General features: G+C 51.3%; 18 protein-coding genes. All 18 read left to right on the top strand.

Annotation, left to right across the window (positions count from 1 at the left end; genetic code table 11):
• The coding region (miaB, locus tag PHH49_04245; GenBank protein MDD5488160.1) for a tRNA (N6-isopentenyl adenosine(37)-C2)-methylthiotransferase MiaB at window positions 1–1,184 on the top strand (1,184 nt) is incomplete at its 5' end.
• Entirely contained in the window at window positions 1,181–2,122 is a 942-nt protein-coding gene (miaA, locus tag PHH49_04240; GenBank protein MDD5488159.1) for a tRNA (adenosine(37)-N6)-dimethylallyltransferase MiaA, read from the top strand. The genes miaB and miaA, both read left to right, overlap by 4 nt.
• A complete protein-coding gene (hflX, locus tag PHH49_04235) occupies window positions 2,103–3,407 on the top strand; it encodes a GTPase HflX (protein MDD5488158.1) in 1,305 nt (434 codons plus the stop codon). Before miaA ends, hflX begins: the two co-directional genes overlap by 20 nt.
• A 133-nt stretch (window positions 3,408–3,540) precedes the next feature.
• On the top strand, window positions 3,541–4,599 hold the full coding sequence (hrcA, locus tag PHH49_04230) for a heat-inducible transcriptional repressor HrcA (protein ID MDD5488157.1): 1,059 nt from the start codon (window positions 3,541–3,543) through the stop codon (window positions 4,597–4,599).
• A 1-nt stretch (window position 4,600) separates the two neighbouring features.
• Complete coding sequence (locus PHH49_04225) at window positions 4,601–5,140, top strand: nucleotide exchange factor GrpE (GenBank protein MDD5488156.1); 540 nt, start codon at window positions 4,601–4,603, stop codon at window positions 5,138–5,140.
• A gap of 67 nt (window positions 5,141–5,207) precedes the next feature.
• The gene (dnaK, locus tag PHH49_04220) at window positions 5,208–7,133 is read left to right on the top strand and encodes a molecular chaperone DnaK (protein MDD5488155.1); all 1,926 of its coding nucleotides are present in this window, start codon (window positions 5,208–5,210) and stop codon (window positions 7,131–7,133) included.
• A 78-nt stretch (window positions 7,134–7,211) separates the two neighbouring features.
• Window positions 7,212–8,333 carry a molecular chaperone DnaJ gene (gene dnaJ / locus PHH49_04215; GenBank protein ID MDD5488154.1) on the top strand — a complete coding sequence of 374 codons (1,122 nt, stop codon included), beginning with the start codon at window positions 7,212–7,214 and terminating at the stop codon, window positions 8,331–8,333.
• Between the two features lie 30 nt (window positions 8,334–8,363).
• Window positions 8,364–8,633 carry a zinc ribbon domain-containing protein gene (locus tag PHH49_04210; GenBank protein ID MDD5488153.1) on the top strand — a complete coding sequence of 90 codons (270 nt, stop codon included), beginning with the start codon at window positions 8,364–8,366 and terminating at the stop codon, window positions 8,631–8,633.
• 128 nt (window positions 8,634–8,761) lie between these two features.
• Window positions 8,762–10,042, top strand: coding sequence for a DUF1015 domain-containing protein (locus tag PHH49_04205; GenBank protein ID MDD5488152.1), 1,281 nt, complete (start codon window positions 8,762–8,764; stop codon window positions 10,040–10,042).
• Between the two features lie 23 nt (window positions 10,043–10,065).
• Window positions 10,066–10,938, top strand: coding sequence for an acetyl-CoA carboxylase, carboxyltransferase subunit beta (gene accD, locus PHH49_04200; protein MDD5488151.1), 873 nt, complete (start codon window positions 10,066–10,068; stop codon window positions 10,936–10,938).
• A 116-nt stretch (window positions 10,939–11,054) separates the two neighbouring features.
• Window positions 11,055–12,158, top strand: coding sequence for a sn-glycerol-3-phosphate ABC transporter ATP-binding protein UgpC (gene ugpC / locus PHH49_04195; protein ID MDD5488150.1), 1,104 nt, complete (start codon window positions 11,055–11,057; stop codon window positions 12,156–12,158).
• Between the two features lie 18 nt (window positions 12,159–12,176).
• Window positions 12,177–13,610 carry a diguanylate cyclase gene (locus tag PHH49_04190; protein MDD5488149.1) on the top strand — a complete coding sequence of 478 codons (1,434 nt, stop codon included), beginning with the start codon at window positions 12,177–12,179 and terminating at the stop codon, window positions 13,608–13,610.
• Window positions 13,598–14,980, top strand: coding sequence for a GGDEF domain-containing protein (locus PHH49_04185; GenBank protein ID MDD5488148.1), 1,383 nt, complete (start codon window positions 13,598–13,600; stop codon window positions 14,978–14,980). The genes PHH49_04190 and PHH49_04185 overlap by 13 nt, the downstream gene beginning before the upstream one ends.
• A 103-nt stretch (window positions 14,981–15,083) precedes the next feature.
• The gene (gene lptD / locus PHH49_04180; GenBank protein ID MDD5488147.1) at window positions 15,084–17,327 is read left to right on the top strand and encodes an LPS assembly protein LptD; all 2,244 of its coding nucleotides are present in this window, start codon (window positions 15,084–15,086) and stop codon (window positions 17,325–17,327) included.
• 152 nt (window positions 17,328–17,479) lie between these two features.
• A complete protein-coding gene (locus tag PHH49_04175; GenBank protein MDD5488146.1) occupies window positions 17,480–18,784 on the top strand; it encodes a nucleotide sugar dehydrogenase in 1,305 nt (434 codons plus the stop codon).
• 11 nt (window positions 18,785–18,795) lie between these two features.
• Window positions 18,796–19,734, top strand: a complete 939-nt coding sequence (locus PHH49_04170) for an SDR family oxidoreductase (protein MDD5488145.1) — start codon at window positions 18,796–18,798, stop codon at window positions 19,732–19,734.
• 26 nt (window positions 19,735–19,760) lie between these two features.
• The gene (locus PHH49_04165) at window positions 19,761–20,693 is read left to right on the top strand and encodes an SDR family oxidoreductase (GenBank protein MDD5488144.1); all 933 of its coding nucleotides are present in this window, start codon (window positions 19,761–19,763) and stop codon (window positions 20,691–20,693) included.
• A gap of 35 nt (window positions 20,694–20,728) precedes the next feature.
• On the top strand, window positions 20,729–21,853 hold the full coding sequence (locus PHH49_04160; GenBank protein ID MDD5488143.1) for a DegT/DnrJ/EryC1/StrS family aminotransferase: 1,125 nt from the start codon (window positions 20,729–20,731) through the stop codon (window positions 21,851–21,853).
• Window positions 21,854–21,858: the final 5 nt, after the last annotated feature.

Genomic DNA, 21,858 nt, shown 5'->3' with positions numbered 1-21,858 from the left:
TCGGTAACGTGCAAAAGCTGGCGCATATGAAAAAGAAGAAACCCGATCTTAAAATAGGCGTTGTCGGGTGTATGGCGGAACGGCATGGGGAGCTTCTCTTTAAGGAACAGCCCGCTATAGATATCCTGGCCGGGCCGAACAATATATACGATATCCCCGAGCTTATCGAGAGTTCGTTCGGGCAGGACAGGGTGCTGGCCGTCAAGACGGTTCGCAGGCCGAAAAAAGGCGCGGACACCGAATACCGTGCCGGGGTCTTGTCGGCGTTCGTGAACATCATGTACGGGTGCGACAACTTTTGTTCGTATTGTATAGTTCCCCATGTGCGTGGACGTGAGGTGTCCAGGCCTAAGAAAGATATAGTCAAGGAGGTAAAACTTCTTGCCGATAAAGGGTTCAAGGAAATAACGCTTCTGGGGCAGAACGTTAATTCCTATGGGAAGGGACAGACGCAGAAAGTGGATTTCCCGGAGATACTGGAAGCCGTCAATGGAGTGAAGGGCATAGAGCGTGTAAGGTTCACGACAAGCCACCCGAAAGACGCCGGATCGAGGCTTTTCAGGGCGATGCGGGACCTGGAAAAGGTATGCGAGCACATACATCTTCCCCTGCAATCCGGTTCGGACCGGATGCTGGACCTGATGAATCGCGGGTATTCCTATGACGATTACAGGAAAAAGGTGGATATGTTGCGAGGTGCCATTCCCGATGCCGGTATAAGTACTGACCTTATCGTCGGGTTCCCGTCGGAAAAGGAAAAGGATTTCAAGGCTACGGAAAAGGCCATGGAGGAGGTCGGGTTCAATTCGGCTTTTATCTTCAAATATTCCCCGCGTCCGCCCGCGGTATCATCCTTTCTTATGGATGATGTCCCCGAAGACGTGAAGAAGGAAAGGAACACCGCGCTTCTTGCCGTTCAAAAGAAAATATCGCAGGCCAAGAACAAGGCGCTTATAGGTACCGAACAGGAAGTGCTTGTGGAAGGGCCCAGCCGCATGTCCGAAAAAGAATTAATGGGCAGGACCCGGGCGAATATCCCGTGTGTCTTTCCCGGTGGCGCGGATCTTGTCGGGCAGGTGCTTCGTGTCAGGATAAAGGGCGCCAGCCCTAACACGCTTAAAGGGGAAGTTTTGTCAGATGATCCCGATATGGTCTCTTCCCCGGAGACCGCTGAACAGATATGACCAGACCTTTACTTGTATTCATAGTCGGTCCCACATCGTCCGGCAAAAGCGCCGTGGCACTGGAACTTGCCATGTCGCTCCCGGGTGAGATCATTTCTGCCGATTCCATGCAGGTGTATGAAGGAATGAGTGTTATCACGCAGGCGCCGGATAGTGGCGCCCTTTCCCGCGTCAGGCATCACCTGGTGGGAGAAGTGCCGCCGGAAGAGGAGTTCAGCGCCGCGCGTTTTGTCGAGGAGGCGGGGAGGATCACGCGTGATATCTTGTCCAGGGAAGTGGTACCGGTATTCGCCGGCGGGACCGGGCTGTATATAAGGTCGCTTATAGACGGGATATTCCCGTCACCACCCAAGGATGAGGCTTTAAGGGAAGGGCTGGCGGCTCTCGCCCTGGAGAAAGGGACAAAACACCTTCATGACGAGCTGAAAAAGGTCGATCCCGTAGCCGCGGGGCATATCCATCCCAACGACAAGAAGCGCCTGGTGAGGGCGCTGGAAGTATATGAGCTTACCGGACGCAGCCTGTCCGAGAACCAGAAGGACACAAAGGGCCTGAGCGGGGAATACGATTGCCTGCAATTTGCCCTGAGCTGGCCCAGGGAGACGCTTTATCGACGGATCGAGGATACGGTAGAGCGTATGTTCGCCGACCGGGTCGTTGCTGAGGTCGAGGCACTTATAAAGCGGGACCTTAGCATGTCGGCGTCCAAGGCCCTGGGTATTAAAGAGATCGGGGCATATATAAAAGGCGAGATATCCGTTAACGAGGCCAAAGAGCTTCTTAAGATGAATACACGAAGGTATGCCAAACGGCAGCTTACATGGTTCAGGGCCGATAGTCGCGTACAGTGGATAGATATGGTCAACGCCGGGCCGTCCGGTGCGGCGGGTATTATCCTTGAAGCGGTCGTCGAGAGAAATGGCGGGAAAAAGAGGTAACATGTCATTCGGGCCGGAAAAGATCACCGCTAAAAAAGAAAAAGCGTTCCTGGTCACAGTGGACGAGGATGGCAAGGGATTCTGGAAGGCCGATGACAGGCAGGAAGAGCTTGAGAACCTCGCTGAAGCCGCCGGGTTAAAGATATTAGGGTCCATTATTGCCAGGCGGAAGCAGGTGACCCCGACTTTTTTCATAGGTAAGGGGAAAGTCCACGAAATAGCCGAGGATGTGAGGGAAGCCGGTGCCAATGTGGTACTTTTCAACAATGAACTATCGCCATCCCAGCAGAGGAACCTGGAAGAGGCCATGGGGGTCAAGACGATAGATCGGACGCAGCTTATACTGGATATTTTCGCCAGACGCGCCAGGTCGAACGAAGGCAAACTTCAGGTGGAACTCGCTCAGTTGGAGTATCTCCTGCCTAGACTTAGCGGTCTATGGGTACATTTTTCGAGGTTGGGAGGGGGTGTAGGGACAAGGGGGCCGGGCGAAACACAGCTGGAAGTGGACCGCCGTAAGGTGAGGGAGAGGATCTCTGTCCTCAAGAGAAAGCTAAAGGACGTGTCCAAGAAGAGGAAACTCCGGAGCATGCAGCGTGAAAAATTCTCGATGATAAGGGCCGCGCTTGTCGGGTATACCAATTCAGGTAAGTCGACACTGTTCAACGCCCTGGCGGGTTCTTCGGTGAAGGCGAAGGACCAGCTTTTCAGCACGCTCGACCCGACCGTACGGAAGCTCATATTGCCCAACAATCAGGTCGTGCTCATATCCGATACTGTAGGGTTCCTGAACGAGCTGCCGCATGACCTTATTGAGAGTTTCAAGGCTACGCTGGAAGAGGTCATGGACGCGGATGTGCTTTTTCATGTGATTGACATGAGCACGGATATGCTGGAGGAGCACGAACGTTCGGTGATGAGCGTGCTGGAGGAGATAGGGGCGGGGGATAAGCCCGTGATCACGGTGTTGAATAAGATGGATAAAGTGGGTCCCGAGCGCAGGGAAAGAATAAAAAAGGATATGAGCGGGACGTTGGTCATATCGGCGCTAAAAAAAGAAGGACTTGAACAATTGGAAGACGCCCTTGTCGGACTTATCCAGGCGGAGATGGAGGATATTGAGTTGCTCCTGCCGCATAAATACCAGGATATCGTAAGATATGTAAGGTCTAAAGGCATCGTGAGAAAAGAAGAATATCGGGACGAGGGGGTGTTCATTTCCGCGCGTCTGCCCAGGTCCGCCCGGGACGCGGTATTCAAACGCCTGAAGTCGGGACGCGCATAACGGGGTCATATCCTTTACCAGATCCATTCTTGTCGTATATTTCCACTTGACAATACGCGCTGAAATGATATAATTTAGCACTCAGATGAGTAGAGTGCTAAGCATTGTTAGCGTAATAGACCAAGGCCAAAATATGAACAGATCATCCAAAGAGCTCAGGAAGATAGTGGTGCTTGACCATATTGTGCGGGAATTCATAGAGACCGCGGTGCCGGTAAGTTCAAGGCTGGTCTCGGAACGCATGGGCGGCAGTGTGTCCTCAGCGACCGTAAGGAACATCATGTCTGAACTTGAGGAGGAAGGGTATATAGAGCAGCCGCATACTTCCGCCGGCCGCGTACCCACACCCAGAGGGTACAGGTCTTTTGTCGACGGGATAAAAGGCTCTATACGGATGGAACAGAAGGAAGCCAGGAGGCTCGCGGCGGAATACGATATCCGCATACGCAGCATAAACGATATAATCCACAAGACGTCGTATCTTATCAGCCACGAGCTTAACGGCGCGGGAGTTGTCATGTGGCCGACCATAGAGGCTGAGTATCTTAAGCATATGCAGTTAGTAAAGGTGAGGGCCGAGACCGTGATGGCGGTTTTGGTGACCATGTCCAACGATGTGAAGAACTACATGATAAAACTGGACAGGGATATCGAAAAAGCGGAACTGGTGAAGATCGCGGAATATATCAACAACAGGTATGAGGCCGCTTCGATGCAGAGCATATACGCCGATCTCAACAGGCTTATCATGGCGGGGCCGGGACCGGAACTGCTGGATCACGCTAAGGCTTCGCTGGGGGTGATAGACAACATCATAGAGCAGAACATACAGAACGAGATATACTGGGAGGGGTTGGACCACCTGGTGTTCGGGCACGGAGAGGAAGGGATCAATATGGTCCGCAGGCTCCTGCACGCGTTCTCGGAAAAAAGGGAGATAACACGGCTGATGATGGGGGAGCTTCCTTATGGAGGGGTCAGGATATATATAGGGCAGGAGACAAGCTGTCGTGACCTGGAGGATTGCAGTTTCATAACCGCCGGATATTCCCTGAACGGTAGTACCATAGGCAGGATCGGTGTTATCGGTTCCACACGCATGGATTATTCCCGGGCGATAAGCACGGTGAACTTTCTGGCGGAACAGATAAGCTCGAAGATCAAAGAACTCGTAACCCTTGAGAGAGGTTGAGATGAAAGGACACAAAGACGAAGAGGTCAAGAAAGACGGGGATATGAGCGGCGGGGACATCCATATTACAGGTGAAGAGATGGAAACGCTCAGGAAAAAAGCGGAAGAACGCGACAGTTTCCATGATAAATGGCTGAAGGTGCACGCGGAATACGAGAATACGCGCCGGCGTCTTGAGAAGGATAAGAACGACCAGGTAAAATTCGCGAATGAGATGATCATTTCCCAGCTCGTTCCCATAATGGATAATTTCGATCTTGCGTTCAATGCCATGGAGAGCGCCCCGGAAAAGTCATCCGTTATGGAGGGGATAAAGATCATCCAGAAAGAGTTCCACAGGGTGCTTGAGGATAACGGTGTGCGGAAGATCGATACCCACGGTCAGCAGTTCGATCCGAACCTGCATGAGGCCGTGGCAATGGTCGATTCGGTCGAAATAAAGGATAATACGATCGTAGAGGAAGTAAGGGCCGGATATATGCTTAACGGGAGGCTTTTGAGGCCCGCGCAGGTAAAGGTCGCCAGGAACGATACTGAGTGAGTGGCGTAGCGGTAATACACCGGATGAAGATCAAGAACGGCAATAAATAGCTAAAAAGGAGGGGGTCATGGGTAAGGTCATAGGAATAGATCTCGGGACGACGAACTCGTGCGTCGCGATAATGGAAGGCAAGGAGCCCAAAGTCATACCTAACGCGGAAGGCACGAATACAACGCCCAGCGTGGTCGGATTCGCCAAGTCGGGAGAAAAGCTCGTCGGCCAGCCCGCGAAGCGCCAGGCTGTGACAAATTCGGACAACACGGTATTCAGTATAAAACGTTTCATGGGGAGAAAACATTCGGAAGTGGCGGAAGAGGAAAAGCTTATTCCGTACAAGGTGGGCGAGGACGGTAAGGGCAATGTGGTAGTAGTGGCCCAGGGCAAGAATTATTCACCGCCCGAGATATCCGCGATGATCCTCCAGAAAATGAAACAGACGGCGGAGGATTATCTGGGAGAGAAGGTCACGGAAGCGGTCATTACGGTGCCCGCGTATTTCAATGATTCACAACGGCAGGCCACGAAGGACGCCGGCGAGATAGCCGGGCTCAAGGTGCTCAGGATAATAAACGAGCCGACAGCGGCCAGCCTGGCGTATGGCCTTGATAGTAAGAAGAACGAGAAGATAGCAATCTACGACCTTGGCGGCGGTACGTTCGATATATCCATACTGGACGTAGGGGACGGTGTGTTCGAGGTAAAAGCCACCAACGGGGATACGCATCTGGGTGGGGATAATTTCGACCAGATGATAATCGACTGGATAGCCGAGGAGTTCAGGAAAGAGAACGGTATTGATCTCCGGAAAGATAAAATGGCGCTCCAGAGGCTTAAAGAGGCCGCCGAAAAAGCGAAATGCGAACTCTCGTCCAATATGCAGACCGAGATAAACCTGCCTTTCGTGACCGCGGACGCCAGCGGGCCAAAGCACCTTACGATGGCACTTACCAGGTCCAAGCTGGAACAACTTGTGGATGACCTGGTCGAACGCACGAAAAAACCGTGTAACCAGGCGCTTAAGGACGCGGGTTATTCCGCTGGGGATATAGACGAGATAATCCTGGTGGGTGGTCAGACACGTATGCCCAGGGTGCAGCAGGTGGTCAAGGAGATATTCGGTAAGGAGCCCCACAAGGGGGTCAACCCGGATGAAGTGGTCGCTATAGGCGCCGCTATACAGGGAGGCATCCTGCAGGGCGCGGAAGGACTTTCAGATGTGGTGCTCCTGGACGTGACCCCGCTTTCGCTGGGGATAGAGACGCTAGGCGGAGTGATGACAAAGCTCATAGAGAGGAATACCACTATCCCGACCAAAAAGAGCCAGGTGTTCTCGACCGCCGCGGATAACCAGCCGGCGGTCTCCATACACGTGCTCCAGGGGGAAAGGGAAATGGCTTCAGGGAATAGGACGCTCGGGCGTTTTGACCTTACGGATATCCCTCCGGCTCCGCGTGGTATACCCCAGATCGAAGTGACTTTTGATATAGACGCTAACGGTATAGTGCATGTTTCGGCTAAAGACAAGGCGACGGGAAAAGAACAGTCGATACGCATAGAATCTTCCAGCGGATTGTCAAAAGAGGAAATAGAAAAGATGAAACAGGACGCCAAATCGCATGAGGAAGAGGACAAGAAGAAGAAGGAGCTCATAGAGGCCCGGAACCAGCTGGACTCGCTTATATACAGCGTGGAAAAAGCGGTAAAAGAGTATGGGGACAAAGTGTCCGAGGACGAGAAGAAAAAGGTGGCTGAGGCAGTGGAAAAAGCCCGTCAAGCACTCACGTCCGACAGCGCGGAAACGATGAAAAAAGCCCAGGAAGAGCTCATGCAGGCGAGCCATAAGATATCCGAGAAGATATACAAGGACGCGCAGGCACAGGCGCAGGCCCAGGGAGGTCCGTCCGCCCAGGGAGCGGAAGACGCCTCGGGTGACAAGAAAGAGGATGTGGTTGACGCCGATTATAAAGTGAACGACGATAAAGAGAACAAGTGATAGTTGATCGTTAACAGCGGGGGCAACTTCCCGACGCGATGGTCGAAGGTTGCCCCTTTGTGTTTGGCAGAGGTATTCATGACAGAAGATTATTATGGTGTGCTGGAGGTCTCGAGAGAAGCTTCCGCTGCCGAGATAAAGAGCGCGTACAGAAAGCTCGCGCTTAAATATCATCCGGACAAGAATCCCGGCAATAAGGAAGCCGAGGAGAAGTTCAAGGAGATATCCCATGCCTATGAGGTGCTTTCCGATCCGGACAAAAGACACAGGTATGACCGGTTCGGGGCAGGGGCTTTCGAGAACGGAGGTTTCAGCGGGTTCCACGACGCTTCAGATATCTTCAGCCAGGTCTTCGGTGGCGGATTCGGGGATATATTCGAGAATATGTTCGGCTTCGGGTCGGGAACGGCCTATAACGGGCCCATGAGGGGAAGAGACCTGGAGTTTTCACTGGGGCTTGATTTCATGGAAGCGGTACACGGGGCCAATAAAGAGATAAAAGTGCGGAAATACGAGAACTGCGGGGAATGCGGTGGTACGGGAGCAAAAAAGGGCTCGAAGAAGACCACTTGTTCCAGGTGCGGCGGATCGGGCAGGATAAGGCAGTCAGGAGGCTTCATAAGCATAATGAGCGCGTGCCCGGGCTGTGGGGGGACAGGTAAGGTCATCAAGGACCCGTGTCCGGTTTGTCATGGAAAAGGACTTGAGGAAGTGACCAAGAAGATAAAGGTCGATATACCCGCGGGAATAGACTCCGGCATGCGAATACGTCTGGCGGGAGAAGGAGAGGCCGGGACTAACGGCGGGGAACATGGGGATATCTATGTGCATATAACCGTCAGGGAGGACGATACGTTCGGGCGTAAGGGATACGATATCCTGTACGCCGCTCCGGTGACCTTCCCGCGCCTCGCGTTGGGCGGGGAGATAGAGGTGCCCGGCATTGACGGGAACGAAAAGCTGCAAATACCGGCGGGGACACAGAACGGAGAGGTGTTCAGGATAAAAGGCAAAGGGGTCAGTAAGCTTGACGGCAAAGGCAGGGGGGACCAGTTGGTCAAAGTCCTTATAAAGGTGCCGGTAACGCTTACAAAGGAAGAGAAGGAGTTGTTGAGAAAACTGGACTCTAATAAGGAAGTCCCTAAGTCCGGGGAGAAAAAAAGCTTTGTGGACAAGGTTAAAGATATATTCGAGAAATAACGCTAATGGGAACACCATGTAAGGAGATGTATGCCTACATATGAGTATGAATGTGAAAAATGCGGTGGCCATTTCGAGAAATTCCAGAGTATGACCGATGAGCCGGTCAAGACCTGCCCGGATTGCGGGGGTAAGGCCAAAAGACTTGTATCCCCTGGATCAGGGATCATCTTCAAGGGGAAAGGTTTCTACCAGACCGATTATAAACCTACGGGAAAACCTTCCGGTACTACGGGCAAAACGCCTAAATGCGGGACATCCGACGGGTGTAAAGGGTGCCCGGCCAACGGTACGGAGTGATCGACCCCGAAATCGTTTATTTGCATTGATATTGTATCGTGGATATGGTATTTTATTCTGATTAAACCGGGCTGTTCTCCGGTGTTTTTTGTGGACTGGAAGAGCATATTATCATTAAGGATAGACATATGACAGAGATCAAGCCTTTTAAGGGCCTCTTATATAATAAATATAATATAGGTGGGGATATGTCCGGTGTAATGGCCCCGCCATATGATGTTATCCCGCCGGGAATGCAGAAAGACCTGTATGCCGCCAGTGACTATAATGTGGTCAGGCTTATTCTCGGAAAGGACGAGCAGGGTGACGGGGACACGGACAATAAATACAAGAGGGCCGGCCGTCTGCTCAGGGAATGGCAGGAAAAAGAGATATTGAAAAGGGATGATAGCGAGTGCTTGTATGTTTATTCCCAGGAATACGAGATAAAAGGGCGAAAATGCAGGCGTTTGGGTTTTATCGGACTGCTCAAAATAGGTGATAAGGGCAAAGATAACCTCCTGCCACATGAATACACGCTTACAAAACCCAAGGAGGACAGGCTTAACCTCATAAAAGAGGTCCGGGCGAACCTGAGCCCCATATTCGCGTTGTATAACGACGATACCGGAGAGATCAGGGATATCCTTGAGGGTTGCGCTGGCGCCGGGACCCCGGAGGTGGAGGCCATTTCCGAGGGGGTCAAGAACGAGCTTTGGCGCCTTTCGTCGGATGAGGGGAAGAACAGGATACGATCTATCCTTTCGGACAGGAAACTGTTCATAGCAGATGGACACCACCGGTATGAAGTGGCGAGGACCTATCGTGATATCCGCAGGAAAGAGGCGGGTTATGATGGCAGCGCGGACCATGTCATGGTATATTTCACGGACATGGCCGACAGTGAGAACCTGACCGTATTGGCCACACATCGAGCGGTAAGGTCCGTTTCTCCGACAAAGCGGGACGATATAGAGGGAAAGCTAAGAACGTATTTCGACGTTACCCCGTGCGGCGATCTGGAAGAACTTACAGGTCTTCTGGGCCGGTCAGGGAAGGACCACTGTTTCGGGGTCGTGCTGGCGGACGGTCTTTATTTCCTGACCCCAAAGGATGTACGCGCGCTGGAAGAACTTATCGGTCAGGACAAGAGCCCTCAATGGAAAAAGCTTGATGTGAGCGTGCTTCATTCCGCGGTGCTTGAAAAAATACTGTCGATCAAGAGCGTGGAAGGCAATATCACTTATTTACGGGACGCCGAGGACGCGGTATCTCTTGTGACGGACGAAAAGTACGATGTGGCATTTATATTGAACCCGACCCCGGTATGGCAATTAAGGGATGTGGCCGAGCTTGGGGAGATGATGCCGCAAAAATCCACTTATTTTTACCCGAAGTTATTGACCGGACTGGTCATAAATAAGTTCTGAAAAGCAGGGAGAAGGGGAGAATAATGGTATTTTTCTCTAAGAAACCGATGTTCGGTGGCAAGAAAAAGAAAGAGATCCCCGGCGGATTATGGACCAAATGCCCGGACTGCGGGGAAATGCTTTACAAGAAGACCCTGAACGATAACCACAAGGTTTGCCCCAAATGCGATCACCATTTCAGGTTAGGAGCTTATGAACGTATAGATGTCGTTGCCGATGCCGGGACGTTCAAGGAGTATTACAGGGATATGCAGAGCAGGGACCCGTTAAAGTTCAAGGGCCCTAGCGATTATCCCGGCAAGATCAAAAGGGACCAGAAGACCACCGGGCTTAAGGAAGCGGCTGTAGTAGGGGAGGCCCTCCTGAACGGAAAAAGGATAGCGCTTGGTATTACGGACTGCAGGTTCCTGATGGGGTCCATGGGGTCGGTGGTCGGGGAGAAGATAGCCAGGATAATAGAGCTTGCCACGAAGGATGATATCCCGCTGGTGATAGTATCGGGGTCCGGCGGCGGGGCCAGGATGTATGAGGGGATGCTTTCCCTGATGCAGATGGCCAAAACAAGTGCCGCTCTTGACCGGCTTAATCGCAAGGGCGGGCTTTTCATATCAGTACTTACTAATCCTACCATGGCGGGAGTAATGGCAAGTTTCGCGTCTTTGGGGGATATAATCCTTGCCGAGCCCCAGGCCCTGATAGGTTTTACCGGACCGCGTGTTATACAGCAGACCATAAAGCAGGACCTGCCGGAAGGGTTCCAGAGTTCGGAGTTCCTGCTCGATCACGGCCTTATCGACATGATAGTACACAGGAAGGACCTCAAGGGCCGGTTATACTCCATAATGGAATATTTCGACAGGACGGGTGTCGCGAAAAAGAAGGTCTCGAAGGGCTAAGGCTTTTGGGGACTTGAGATGGCGTATACGCCAACTATATTTATTGACAATTATGGCAGGATAGTGTATACAAAAGTGAAATTATCTTCCTTTTTAAATGTGTAAAGGGCAGTAATATGGCACAGGTAAGCCTGACTAATGTCGTAAAGGAATTCCCGGGTGGAGTAAAAGCCGTTAACGACGTAAGCTTCGGGGTGGAGAACAAGGAATTTATAGTCCTCGTTGGACCTTCGGGATGCGGAAAATCCACCACTTTAAGGCTGATAGCGGGTCTTGAGACCATGACTTCCGGTGATATCTTCATTGGTAACCGGAAAGTAAATAATATCCCTCCCAAGGACAGGGATATCGCGATGGTATTCCAGAACTATGCCCTGTACCCGCACATGACCGTATCTGAGAATATGGCCTTCGGGCTCAAACTTAGGAAGTACCCCAAACACGAGATAGACGCCCGGGTCAAGGAAGCGGCCGGCATACTTGGTCTTGAATCCCTCTTGAACCGGCGCCCGAACGAGCTGTCGGGTGGGCAGCGTCAGAGAGTGGCCGTGGGCAGGGCGATAGTACGGAAGCCGCTGGCTTTTCTTTTCGATGAACCGCTCAGCAATCTTGACGCAAAGCTCAGGGTGCAGATGAGGACGGAACTGCGCCGGTTACATATAAGGCTACAGTCGACGATGATATATGTAACACATGACCAGACCGAAGCCATGACGCTTGGGGACAGGATAGTGGTCATGAAAGACGGGCTTATACAGCAGATAGATACCCCTACGAACGTATACAATTCGCCCGTGAACAAATCCGTAGCCAGCTTCATAGGCGCGCCGCCCATGAACTTCATGGAAGGTAAGATAATAAAGAAGGACGGTAAACTCTACTTTGATGAAGGAAACTTCCGGGTGAAGATGGTCGAAAGCATGTATGACGCTGTCGCTGGTCATATCGATAGACGTGTGATAATGGGCATAAGGAGCGAGGATATCTATAACAAGCTCTTTGTTTCGGAGACCCCTCCGGAGAACATAGTCACGATGACATGCGAAGTGGTAGAGCATATGGGCTCGGAAGTCTATATACATATGAACACCGGTAAGCATGTGATCGTGGCGCGCATGTCCGGAGACGCTAATCCCCAGATGAACGAGGATATGGATGTTGTCTTCGATATGAGCAAGATACATTTTTTTGATAAGACGACGGAAAAAACCATTGTTTGATTTTTTTGGATTCCTTTCATGAACCCTTCTACAAAAAGGAACCTGCTTATAGGGCTGTCCACAGTATTTTATGTGGCGTTGCTCCTATTTATCAGTAAATTCGGGTCTTTTTTCGGGACACATATACAGCACCTGGAGTTCATTGGCATAGCGCTAATGGTGCTCCTAAGCCTTGTCGTCATGCTTTTCTGGGGCCTGTCGGGGGTTATCGGCGGGTTATTGTCCTTTCTGGTGGCCATAATATTCCTCTACGGCGTCCTGATGGACCTGAGCACGCCGTATTATACCCTGCTCATCGCCATTTTCTCCGTCAACAGTTTCATCGGTTATTATATATACCGCCGCACCAATATGTCCTCGCAAGAGCATACCGTAAGGACGGAGAAGATACGTGAAGATGTCAATCTGATACGCGACCACATGAAGAACAGGGCAAAAGAAATATCGGCCATGGGCAAGAAGATGGAAGGGTTATTGAGGCTTAAGAACATAGCCGACCGGCTCAGCCTGACGCTTTCTTACGAAGAGATAATCAAGATAGTGACCGAGGAGACGCTTGACGCTTTTGGTGAAGGTAAACGCGTTCTTCTGTTCATACTTGACCCCGTAAAGGGGGAGCTGAACCTGTCTTTTTCCTCGAAGGCGTTGGGAAGAAAACATTTCGGCAACAAAAAGGGCGATATTTTCGACAGGTGGGTGATAAAGAACGCCAAGAGCCTGTTGGTGAAAGATGTCAATAAGGATTTCAGGTTCTCTGTGGAAGAGGAAGGCTCCGGGGATGACGCGATATCGATCATTATCAAGCCTCTGATGGTGAAGAACGATGTTCTTGGTATATTGCGCGTGGATTCGGATGAGATCGAGGCGTTCGGGCAGCATGAGCTCAGAATACTGGATATTATAGGGGAACTGGCCGCGGTCGCGTTGGAGAACGCGCGTCTTTTCTACCAGACACAGGAACTTGCCATCAAGGATAGTTTGACGGGGCTCTATGTGCACAGGTATTTCATGGAAAGGTTAGGGGAAGAGGTCAAAAGGGCGCTTCGGAGCGATATAAAATTCGCGCTCATGATGATCGATATCGATAATTTCAAGAAGTTCAATGATAAGCATGGCCACATGTCGGGAGATATCGTGCTTAAGAACGTGGGCAGGATACTGTCGAGCAAGATATCGGCCGGAGATATCGTGGCGCGGTACGGGGGCGAGGAGTTCGTCATGGTCGTTCTTAATTGCGACAGGGAAGGAGCGGTCAAGCTGGCGAACGAGATCCGGGAAGATATAAAGAACACTCCGGTAGTTCTCCGCCGTGAGGAATGGTACGTTACGGTCTCCATAGGGATATCCGTGCTTCCTGATGACGCCAAGCTTAAAGATGACCTTATATGGGAAGCGGATAGACGTTTGTATGATGCCAAGGCAAAGGGGAAGGACAGGGTATGCTCAGAGTAAAACCATTTGTCCTTTACGCGGTCACCCTGGCGCTCATAGTGTTGAGCTGGATATTCTATAAGTTCCCGCACGGGGATGAGTATCTGGTCCTTTTTGTCCTGCCGCTTGTTTTTGTCCTGGCCCCTTTTGTAGCCCGGCTCAAGGGGATAGCCGTTATGATGGCGGCGACCCTGGCGCTTTTGGTGTTCTATTGTTATAGCAGGGCCCTTAACCCGGTCGACGTCGTGGTCATAACCCTCATGTTGCTGATAGTCACGGGATCAGCGTATCTCTTGAGGTATTACCACAGGATATCCATAGAATATTGCGATACGGATATATTGAAACGCCAGCGAAAGTACAACAGCATGATCAATGAGCTGGAATCCATAGACCGGCGTGGGGCGAAGATAGAGAACGAGCTGGGCAGGATATCCAGGCTTTACGAGATAACTAAAAGACTTGCTCCGGCGCTTAAGTTCGAGGAAATGCTGGACGCGCTTTTTAACTTCATCGAGGACAACTTTAATTTCGAACATATACATCTTCTGACGTTCCAGGATCATGAGATGACAAGGAGTACGTCTAAAAGCGCGGGGGATGACAAGTATTTCCAGGACGAGAAGAACATCCTGGATTATTCCGCGCTGGCCGGCCACGTAAAGGAGAGAGAATATAAGCCGTTCTTCATGGCGAGAGAAGAGGCGGAGGAGCTTTTCGGTAAGCTGCGCATACGTTCGGGGACTTTCATGGCGTTCCCGCTTTTCCTGGGCAGCCGGCTTCTGGCGCTTTTGGCGATAGAGGGCGCCTCCAAGTCCAGTTACGGCCGGTTCCGTATCCTTATATCCCAGATCGCCCTTGAGTTCAGGAAGGTCGAACTGTACGAGGAGGTGGAGACGCTTTCCGTTATTGACGGTTTGACGGGAGTGTACCTCCGGAGGTATTTGATGGAGAGGTTCAACGAGGAACTTGACAGGGCCCGTCGTCTCGGGTTGACCTTTTCCATAGCGATGGTGGACGTGGACCATTTCAAGAACTGTAACGACAAGCATGGCCACCTTGTGGGCGACGCTGTGCTTAAGAAGATCGCTGATAGACTTAACAGGTCGGTGCGGGAAGTCGACATGATATGCCGTTATGGCGGCGAGGAATTCTGTATCATGCTCCCGGAAACATCGAAGAGCCTTGCCGTATCGGTAGCTCAACGTCTGCGCAGGTCTGTTGAGGCCAAGACCATAAAGGCGTTCGATATCGGGATGAAAATGACGGTAAGTGTCGGCGTGTCCACTTACCCGGAGGATGGCGATACCATGGAGCTTCTTATCGAGAAAGCGGACACGGCGCTTTATAAGGCTAAAAAACGCGGACGGAACGAGGTGTGCACCCCGTGAGCCATTACATGTACGCAGGTTGTTGCATATTCCCAAGAGGTTATGTTATACTGTGGGTGTAAAATCGCGTCAAGAAAACCAACTTTCAGGGAAAGGTGAGTAATTGAAAAAACGGACGATCGCGCTGATAATGGTGATGTCCCTCCTGAGCGTAGTCCTTTACCCAGGCATGGGGCATGCCCAAACGTTCAGCAAGGCCGAACTAAAGGCCGGCCAGCCTATAGTCGTAGATGGTGACGAGGTCGAATATTTCGAGGGTGAAGGTAAGATAGTCGCGGAAGGTAACGTTTCCATAAAATACGGTGACGTTACGCTGACCTGTGACAGGATAGAAGTGGATACCATCGGGAAAAAAGCGCTATGCGACGGCAACGTAAGGATCGAACACCCGGACGGGGTCCTTGAGGGTGAGCATATCCAATATGATTTTACCCAGGAAAAAGGAGAGATCGTCGGTGGAGAGGTGGACGCCTTCCCGTGGTTCGGTAAGGCGGAAGAGACCGCCAAGGTCGAAGATAACGAATATGTGTTGAGGCGCGGATATGTGACCACATGTGACCTCGACGAACCCCATTTCAGGTTAAAAGCCGACAGCATCAGTCTTTATCCCGATGATAAGGTCGTGGCGAAGAACGTGAAAGGGTACATCGGGAAAGTTCCCGTACTGTGGTTCCCATATTACTACCATCCGATAATACAGAGCAGGGCAAAAGTGCAGCTTATCCCCGGCCGCAGTTCCGACTGGGGTTATTTCCTTCTTACGGCCTGGAGGTTCTATCTTGTCAAGAACACAAGGATAGATATACTGGCTGATTACAGGAGTAAAAAAGGGTTTGCCGAAGGGGTGGACCTTTATTACAACGCTGAGGATATAGGTCTTGTAGGCCTGGGTAGCGGGCTTTTCAGGGCATATTTCGTTCACCAGAACGATAAAGGCACGTATGATCCGACGCCTTTCCGGGATGAAGGGGACGAACCTACGCTTCGCAAACGTTTCCTGTGGAGGCATAGGGTAGAGTTCAAGCCGGGCACGGTCGGCATGCTGGAATTCAATAAATTCAGCGACCCTAATTTCCTCAAAGATTATTTCTATAACGAATACGAGGAGAACAACTCCACGGAGAACTACGTATCCATTGTTAATGCTGAAGAGAATTACGTGTTCAGTTTTTCCGCTAACAAGCGTTTCAACGATTTTTATACCGTCACTCAGAAACTGCCGGAGTTCAAACTGGCGGTGCTTGACCAGAGCTTATGGGATACGCCGTTATATTATAGCTCGGAGACCAGCACTACATATTTCGAGAAGGCCTTCGCCGAGGACCTTGATATCCCGTCCCAGGGCGTCTACCGGCTCGATACCGTGCATAAACTTTCTTATATGGCTAAAATAGGGCCGCTGGCCATCAATCCTTACGGTTCCTTCAGGGAAACGATATACGGCCATACGCAGCGCGGGGATGAATCTGACGAGGCTGTGGCCAGGAGCGTGGTAAGCGGTGGGGTCGACGTGTTCGCCCGTTTCTACAAGGTCTTCAACATTACGACCAACGTAATGGGAATAGAAGTGAACGGGCTAAGGCATATATTCGCGCCGGGAGTGAAATATTTCCATACGCATCAGCCGTCGATCGACAGGGAAGAGCTTTTCCAGATGGATGATAAGGACGCCCTGGAAAAAGAGAATGGTATCACGCTCCTTCTTGAGAATAAACTGCAGACCAAGTGGGAGAACGAGGATGGTGGCACTGAGAGCGTTGATCTTGTGAGGGCTACTGTCAGTACCGATTATTTTTACAGGTTCAAGAAAGGAACATGGAGCTCCAAAGATGACGGCAGTCATCTGGACGAGGGGGTCTTCCGTAACCTGAAATTCGACCTGGAGCTCAAACCTTACCGGTGGATGTTCATAGATAGCGAACTTGAAGTGACCCCCGAGAACGAAGCTGTCAAAAAAGGCAGCATAGAGGCTGTGGTACGGCCGATAGATGCCTTGAGCGTCAGCATGGGGTACAGGTATGAAAAAAGGCTGTCTGATCCCAGGAACCAGTTCACCTTCGATATAATATATCAGCTTAACCCTAAATGGAGGCTGGGGCTTTATGAGAGAATAGACCTTCAGCGGGGAAATATACAGGAACAGCAGATATCCATTACCAGGGACCTTCATTGCTGGGAAGTTGAGTTCGTATACGACGTGGAAGGAAGCCGTTTCTTCCGTGATGAGTTCACGCTATGGCTGGCTTTCAAAATAAAGGCTTTTCCCGACCTGCAACTCGGTCTCAGCAGGTCCTTCTCCAAACGCTCTCCGGGGCGGCTTGAACCCGGCACGGACTCGGAAGACTAAAAACGCATCTTCCCGTATTTCGTTGAGATACGCTCCCACATCGGCATGTTAACCCGGGCTATTGCGGTAAACAAGGCTATATGATATAATCGCTGGGAAATTACCAATTAATAATTATTATAATATTCACACCTTATATGGAAAAGGATGTCATGAGTATATATAAGACATTAAAGAGGAAAATAAAAGAGAAAAAAGCGGTTATAACCGTAGCTGGCCTGGGTTATGTCGGCCTTCCTATAGCGCTTGGGTTCAGCCGTAAGGGTTTCATGGTCTATGGGCTGGATACGGATCGCGCCAGGGTGCAGCAGCTGAAGAAGAACAGGTCCTACATAAATGACATATCTTCCTCGGAGATAGCCGCGGCCACAACCAGTGGCATGTTCGTCCCGACGGAGGACACCAACGCGCTTAACAGGGCGGATGCCGTTATCATATGTGTCCCTACGCCGTTAGGGAAGACACATAAACCCGATCTTTCTTTCATAATCAAGATCAGTAAGACGATGAAAGACAAAATAAGGCATGGGCAGCTAGTTATATTCGAGAGCACGACATATCCCGGGACGACCAGAGAGGTCATCCTGCCCATATTACAGCGGTCCGGATTGAAACTGGGGGATGATTTCTTTCTCGCGTTCTCACCCGAAAGGATAGATCCGGGCAACCCGAAGTTCAACTTCCGCAATATACCCAAGGTCATAGGCGGATGTACGAAGGAGGGGACGGAACTGGGAGAGATGCTGTACAGCAACGTGATAAAACAGGTAGTGAGCGTTTCCTCGACGGACGCGGCTGAAGTGACCAAACTCTTGGAGAATACGTTCCGCATAGTAAATATAGGTTTAATAAACGAGTTCGCCAGTTTATGTAACAAACTGGGGATAGACGTATGGGAAGTGATAAACGCGGCGGCCACGAAACCTTTCGGGTTCATGCCTTTTTACCCAGGTCCCGGGATAGGGGGACATTGCATACCGGCTGATCCCATATACCTTTCATGGAAAGCCCGCAAGGTAGGTTTCGAGACGAAAATGATAGACTTGGCGGCGCAGGTCAACAGGAACGTGCCTAAACATATAGTCGAGAGGATAGAGGGCATCCTGGGAAGGTCCGTGTCGGGAGCTAAGATAATGCTGCTGGGGGTCGCCTATAAGAAGGACGTGAACGACCTGAGGGATTCTCCGGCCCTGGATATAATGGAAATACTTATCAGGAAAAAGGCCGAAGTGGTATACCACGACCCGTTCATACCAGAGGTCAGTATAAAGGGTTCATGCCGCCAGTCCGTTAAGCTCGACAAGAAGACGCTGAAAGCCCAGGATATGGCCGTGGTGGTAACGGACCATACGGATGTTGACTATCGCCTGGTGGTCAGGGATTCCGGTATCATTTTCGATACAAGGAATATATTCGCGCGGCTTAAGATAAAGTCCGATAATATCGTAAGACTTTGAACCGGGGGAAAATGGCAAAATATCTTGTTACCGGAGGTGCCGGGTTCATAGGGTCGACCATAGTGGAGTTGCTCCTGGCGGACGGGCATAAGGTAAAAGTGCTGGATGACCTGTCGACGGGGAAGAAAGAGAACATCGAACGTTTCCTGGGGGACATAGAGTTCATCCTCGGGGATGTACGCGATAAGGGTGCCGTAAGTGAGGCGGTGACCGGTGTGGGCCATGTGATACACCAGGCCGCTTATCTCAGCGTGGCAGGTAGTGTAGAGAACCCGCTGGAGGTCAACGACATAAACGTTGCCGGGACGTTGAACTTGCTTCAGGCGTCGCGGAAGGCGGGTGTTGAAAGATTCGTCTTCGCTTCATCGAGCTCCGTGTACGGGAATTCAACGGACTTGCCGCAAGGAGAAGGGACGGCTTTGGATCCTATATCGCCTTACGCGGCCAGTAAGATAGCCGGGGAATATTACTGCAGGATGTTCTCAAATGTCATGGGACTTGATACGGTCATGCTCAGGTACTTCAACGTGTTCGGTCCCAGGCAGAACATAGCTTCCAGGTATTCCGCCGTGATACCCACTTTTATCGCCAGGGTCCTTGACGGCCTGCCATGTGTCATAGACGGCGAGGGCGACCAGACGAGGGATTTCGTATATGTTTCGGATGTGGCCAGGGCGAATATCATAGCGTCCACCCGGGAAGGTGTTTCCGGGAAGGTGTTCAACGTGGGATCGGGCGAAAGATATTCTATCCTGGATATAGCTAAGAAGATCGGGAACCTGGTGGGCAAAGATACGGAGCCGGTGCATGGCCCCCGTCGGGCCGGGGACGCCGATCATACTATGGCCTCCATAGAGCTTCTGAAGGATGTGCTTGGGGCTCCGCCGCTGAAGGGTTTCGAAGAAGGGCTGGCGGAGACCATTGACTGGTTCGCCAAGAACGGGTTTTAACCCATATGGGGAAGGAGCGCGGTAAGATGGATGTAGTGGTCACCGGAGGAGCGGGCTTTCTGGGGTCGCATCTTTGCGAAAGGCTTCTGGGCGATAATAACAGGGTAATATGCGTTGATAATCTCATTACGGGTAAGATGGAGAACATTTCCCATTTGGAAGGCAAGAAGGGTTTTGTGTTCCTGAAAGCGGATGTATCTTCCGCCCTGGATATAGAGGGCAATGTGGATCGCGTGATGCATTTCGCCTCCCCGGCAAGCCCCGTGGATTATATCGAATATCCGATAGAAACGCTGAAGGTCGGGTCTTTTGGAACGTATAACTGCCTGGAACTGGCCCGGGAGAAGGGGGCTTCGTTCTTTATGGCGTCCACTTCGGAAGTATACGGCGACCCGGAGGTCAACCCGCAGCCGGAGACATACTGGGGTAATGTCAACCCTGTCGGGCCGCGCGCGGTGTATGACGAGGCGAAAAGGTTCTCGGAAGCCATGACATCGGCCTATCGCAGGAAATATGGTATGGATACCAAGATAGTCCGAATATTCAATACATATGGTGAAAGGATGAGGCTCGACGACGGAAGGGTCGTTCCCAACCTTATCTGCCAGGCCTTGAGGAATGAGCCGATGACAGTATACGGGGATGGCAGACAGACAAGAAGTTTTTGTTATGTGTCGGACCTTGTCGAGGGCATAACGCGTTTCATGGTGTCCGATCTCGGTGGGCCCATGAATATCGGGAACCCGCGTGAACTTTCCATAATGGAGTTCGCCGAAAAGATCAAGGAAATAACCGGAACGGGATCCCGGATCATCTTCAAGCCTCTTCCGGAGAACGATCCAAAGATCAGGAGGCCGGATATAAGTAAGGCCGGCAAAGAGCTGGGATGGGAGCCGAAAGTGTCACTTGAGGAAGGGCTGAAGAGGACGTTGGAGTGGTTCAGGCCTAGAAGCGTATAATAGACGATCTGTACATGAGAGGAGATGTTCCACATATGAAAGTACCATTATTGGACCTAAAGGCACAGTATGACAGCATAAGGAGCGAAGCGGAAGAAGTAATGAGGCGTGTGGTCGAAAGCCAGTACTTTGTTCTGTCGGAAGAGGTGAGCTCCCTGGAGACAGAGGTAGCCGCTTATTGCGGGACCTCTCTCGGGGCCGGGGTAGCTTCGGGGACAGACGCGCTTATACTGGCCCTTAAAGCGATCGGGATAAAGCCGGATGATATAGTGATAACCACGCCCTTTACGTTCTTTGCCACAAGTGAATCCATATCGCTTCTAGGGGCCAGGCCCTTATTCGCGGATATCGATCCCGAGACATACAACATAGATCCTGCAAGCATAGAGGACCTCATAGAGAACGCGGACCACCACATAAGATCCAGGATAAAGGCTATCATACCGGTGCATCTGTACGGACAGTGCGCGGATATGGACCGGATAATGGACCTGGCGTCGAGGTACGGGCTGAAGGTCGTGGAAGATTGCGCGCAGGCCATAGGAGCCGTGTATAAGGGCAGGAAAGCTGGCAGTTTCGGCCAGACCGGATGCCTGAGCTTTTTCCCCAGCAAGAACCTTGGGGCTTTTGGTGATGGCGGGATGGTGGTCTCGTCGGATATGGGGATCATAGACAGGATAAAAAGGCTGAGAGTTCACGGCAGTAATGAGCTTTATGTGCATGAGGAAATAGGGTATAACTCCAGGCTGGACAGTTTGCAGGCCGCCGTATTGAGGGTAAAGCTCCGGAAACTTGACGAATGGCTCGAGAAAAGGAGAAGTATAGCGGAACGGTATAATAACGCTTTCAGACCATTGGGGCTTGTTGTCCCCAAGGTGGCCGAAGGCAATATCCATACGTATCACCAATATACGATCGCCCTGGATGACCGCAATGAGCTTTTGAGCTATCTAAACGATAAAGGCATTGCCGCCCGGGTATATTATCCCGTACCACTTCACCTGCAGCCGTGTTACCGGGGGCTTGGGTATTCCATAGGAAGTCTTATGAACTCGGAACGGGCCGCGGAAAGGGTGCTTTCCCTGCCTGTTTACGCGGAACTTTCAAATGAACAGATAGATTATATTGTGGGAACGGTCACCGAGTTCGTTAACCGCTGAACTGT

The organism is Candidatus Omnitrophota bacterium, assembly GCA_028715965.1.
Lineage (GTDB): Bacteria > Omnitrophota > Gorgyraeia > Tantalellales > Tantalellaceae > JAQUQS01.
Note: the sequence above shows the minus strand (reverse complement) of the source record. Positions and strands in the feature narration are given on the sequence as shown.

Excerpts from the sequence above, each read along its gene's own strand:
- PHH49_04160 (MDD5488143.1), top strand. The coding sequence starts at position 20,729 with ATGAAAGTACCATTATTGGACCTAAAGGCACAGTATGACAGCATAAGG.
- PHH49_04185 (MDD5488148.1), top strand. The coding sequence starts at position 13,598 with ATGCTCAGAGTAAAACCATTTGTCCTTTACGCGGTCACCCTGGCGCTC.
- hrcA (MDD5488157.1), top strand. The coding sequence starts at position 3,541 with ATGAACAGATCATCCAAAGAGCTCAGGAAGATAGTGGTGCTTGACCAT.
- PHH49_04170 (MDD5488145.1), top strand. The coding sequence starts at position 18,796 with ATGGCAAAATATCTTGTTACCGGAGGTGCCGGGTTCATAGGGTCGACC.
- PHH49_04225 (MDD5488156.1), top strand. The coding sequence starts at position 4,601 with ATGAAAGGACACAAAGACGAAGAGGTCAAGAAAGACGGGGATATGAGC.
- PHH49_04190 (MDD5488149.1), top strand. The coding sequence starts at position 12,177 with ATGAACCCTTCTACAAAAAGGAACCTGCTTATAGGGCTGTCCACAGTA.
- PHH49_04165 (MDD5488144.1), top strand. The coding sequence starts at position 19,761 with ATGGATGTAGTGGTCACCGGAGGAGCGGGCTTTCTGGGGTCGCATCTT.
- hflX (MDD5488158.1), top strand. The coding sequence starts at position 2,103 with ATGGCGGGAAAAAGAGGTAACATGTCATTCGGGCCGGAAAAGATCACC.
- dnaJ (MDD5488154.1), top strand. The coding sequence starts at position 7,212 with ATGACAGAAGATTATTATGGTGTGCTGGAGGTCTCGAGAGAAGCTTCC.
- PHH49_04210 (MDD5488153.1), top strand. The coding sequence starts at position 8,364 with ATGCCTACATATGAGTATGAATGTGAAAAATGCGGTGGCCATTTCGAG.
- miaA (MDD5488159.1), top strand. The coding sequence starts at position 1,181 with ATGACCAGACCTTTACTTGTATTCATAGTCGGTCCCACATCGTCCGGC.
- dnaK (MDD5488155.1), top strand. The coding sequence starts at position 5,208 with ATGGGTAAGGTCATAGGAATAGATCTCGGGACGACGAACTCGTGCGTC.
- PHH49_04175 (MDD5488146.1), top strand. The coding sequence starts at position 17,480 with ATGAGTATATATAAGACATTAAAGAGGAAAATAAAAGAGAAAAAAGCG.
- ugpC (MDD5488150.1), top strand. The coding sequence starts at position 11,055 with ATGGCACAGGTAAGCCTGACTAATGTCGTAAAGGAATTCCCGGGTGGA.
- accD (MDD5488151.1), top strand. The coding sequence starts at position 10,066 with ATGGTATTTTTCTCTAAGAAACCGATGTTCGGTGGCAAGAAAAAGAAA.
- PHH49_04205 (MDD5488152.1), top strand. The coding sequence starts at position 8,762 with ATGACAGAGATCAAGCCTTTTAAGGGCCTCTTATATAATAAATATAAT.